Source organism: Solemya elarraichensis gill symbiont, from assembly GCF_002021095.1.
Taxonomy (GTDB): Bacteria; Pseudomonadota; Gammaproteobacteria; order Chromatiales; family Chromatiaceae.
Window position 1 is genome coordinate 1 of the sequence record NZ_MPRK01000210.1, and the last position, 2,920, is coordinate 2,920.

The window sequence follows — 2,920 nt, forward strand, 5'->3', positions numbered from 1 at the left end:
CAGTCTGCTTATTGTCCTGATTTGCTAGATGCTTCTTAAAACCTACCGCCTGCTCAAAATGGAAGGCTTTAAAATTGCGATATTTATTATATTTTTCAAACCGACTTAAAGCCATGGCAACGGCATCCAGACTTGCTTCATTTTGTCGCTTAGCCTCTTTAAGAAATATCAAATATTTGCGCTTTACACGTTCGTTTTCAGCATTGTGTTTCATCATTATTTCACCTCATTATTTGTAGTCACTGTTTAAGAGAGGCTTAGCCATCTTGACTAATCCAGTCCCAGTCGATTACTCTCATAAACAACAACACCAAGGCTGGCTGCAAAAGCGTCTATCACGCCTTGATCCACGGCTTCCAGACCTTCGGCAACACTACCGTATAAAACCACCTCAATCGCAGGATACCCCTCTTCCAGTCTCTTATCATTGAGATAGCCGTCCACCACACCAACACGTTTTCCGGCAAGGTCACTCAGACCATCGATAAATGAACTGTCGAAACGGGTAGCAAGAATAAGAGGAAAGGAGATGACAGGCTTGGTGAAGGATAAAAATGTTTCACGCTCCTTTGTAGGAATCAGCAACGGAACTGTATCGCTTTGACGCGATTTCACTTCATCAAGAGCCTGATCCCAGCTACGCCCGAACTTTGGCCTAAACTCGACGCCAAGTCGTTCACCAAACAGACGAATATAGCTGGAAGCAAGGCCGGCCATGTTGCCGTTATCATCCAGGCATGAGAAAGGCGGCCATGCAAAATCATCGACAACTGAAATTGTCGGATGTTGTTTTAACCACTGCTTCTCGGCCTCACTCAGGTCGATCACCTGGTTAACAGAATCAACCTTATCTTCCTCAGTGACCCACAACATGTGTATAGCCTGCTTTTCCTCCTGCGTAATGGCAGCCATGCCTTTACTCAGAATCGAGGCCAAATGCGGCAACTCTTTGCGTGTCGCAATGTGCAGTAGAGCCAGCTCCGGGTCCCCCATTTCCAACTCACCTGAAATCACCAGGCCGGTGGTCAAATGCTTCTTCATAAGATGCCTGATTGCAGCAGTCTCACCAAAAGCGGCATCGGCCTCCAGAAAACTGACTGCCTTGATCGTTTCGAATGTGTCTGCAAGTGCCAGGATATTTATCTGAGGAAAATCTCTTTCAAGAATTTCTTCGTAGAACGAACCCTTTATTATTGCAACAGTCTTGCCATAGAGTTCTTCAAGGTTCTTGTATGGTGATTCACTCCGGCTAAGTATCGCATTTGGATTCTTTAAATATGCGGGTGTGAAGAGAAGATACTCCTGACGTTCAGGTGTCTCTACAATGTCCAGCATGACATCGAGAGAACCCTCTTTCATCATCTCAAGGAATTCATTCCAATTTGGCCCCGTTACATCATCGATCTTGAGGACAGTCTTTTTCGCCAACATACCCATGTAGTCGATCGAATAGCCTTTCGGGATTCCATCTTTAGCGATATTGAATGGTGGCCAATTGATATCACCGGCTACCCGGATCACCCTGTTGGCTTCAAGCCAGGTCGACTCTTCAGCTGTCAGTTGGACGGTGACATTTTCATTACTGGCTGATAAACCGGCGACTGGCCAAATAGATATCAGGCCCAGGTAGAGAGTGACTATCAGCAAGAAAAACTTGCCGGTATGCGGGGTACACTTCGAGTGAGTTGGCATCATGCGTACATTCCATTAACAGCCGCTTAAGTTACGTCTACACTGGATTCTAAAAAACCAATGCATAGAAACTAAAGTTTGTTCCTTAAACAATTGATAAAAAATACCCTATCAGTTCAGAAGACTATATAAAAGCGAAAATTGTGACAATGATGAACCTTTTATCCTGCCTAATCTACAGTCCAGACGAATTCCATTTTAATGCTCGATATAACCTATGAGTTCTATTTATATGTACAAGGTAAAGGGTTTTTATGCTGTCAATATCTTCAGACGAGGCATTGTAAAGAGCCTTACCCAGAGGTTCATATTCAAGGTCATTTTTATCATGCCAACTTTTTAATGATGCATTTCTCTTTCCAAGCTCGAGTTCTGCCAACAAATCGAGGCCTTTCTTAAGCTCTTGAACCGTCCTTGCAGACACCAGGCTATTCCTGACTGCCTTCAATTGTCTTGATCTTGATCGTTTAGCCGAGAGATATTTAAAACTGTATTTCAGCAGGTAGACCACAAGCAACAGAAAAATAACTGACAACAACACAATTAACCAAGTGCTGATAAACAGCATTTTTGGCCACTGATAAGTCAACGTCTCTATCTTTCCGCTTGTTGGTTCGAAGTATTTTATTTCGATATCATCCAGCTGATAGATCCCTGTTGTTTTGGCTTTGATAGGCACATTGATGTCAACCAGGTTACCTGTCCGACCAGTTCCATCACTGCGTGTCATCTGAATAGCGGCTGGATAAACCTGGAGATTCGTCTGACTCTGCAGGTTGTTTTCAATCTTCGGTACCAGTTCGCTCAATACGCCATGAGTCTTGAGTTGTGCGCCGATATATTCCAATCGATTGGTAATAAAAAAAACCGGCACCGGCTTCATTTCAATATCGAGTTTGCCAACTGGCATATTTGATGGAATGTATACCGGCAACGGTTTGACTGAAATGCTTTTCACAGGCAGGTAAAACCTGTGTGTTTTACTACCACCGCTCGTTAATTGAATGGAGGGGAACTCGATTCTGTGCTCTCCTGCCCTGGCAGGATAGTACGCCCAACCTATGGTATACCTGGTTTTTGATGCATCCTCAGCCACACTCTTCTTAACATCCAGCAAGTCTAGCTGTCCGTTTTTTTCTACTGGCGCTGTTGTTTGAAGAAGCAGGTACTGATCACTGCTCACTATTGAAAAGGTAACAAACACCTCCTGGTTTACCCAGCTTTCTGT

At 44.0% G+C, this 2,920-nt stretch carries 2 protein-coding genes and 1 pseudogene; all 3 read right to left on the bottom strand.

Features of this window, described 5'->3' with window-relative positions; all coding sequences use genetic code 11:
* Positions 1-217: pseudogene (locus BOW51_RS09115) on the bottom strand (site-specific integrase); the annotation flags it as partial.
* Between the two features lie 53 nt (positions 218-270).
* Positions 271-1,695 (bottom strand): transporter substrate-binding domain-containing protein, encoded by a 1,425-nt coding sequence (locus BOW51_RS09120; RefSeq protein WP_078477450.1) that lies wholly within the window; start codon positions 1,693-1,695, stop codon positions 271-273.
* Between the two features lie 172 nt (positions 1,696-1,867).
* Positions 1,868-2,920, bottom strand: a 1,053-nt coding sequence (locus BOW51_RS09125; RefSeq protein WP_135568203.1) for a BatD family protein, incomplete at its 5' end; no start/stop codon positions are given.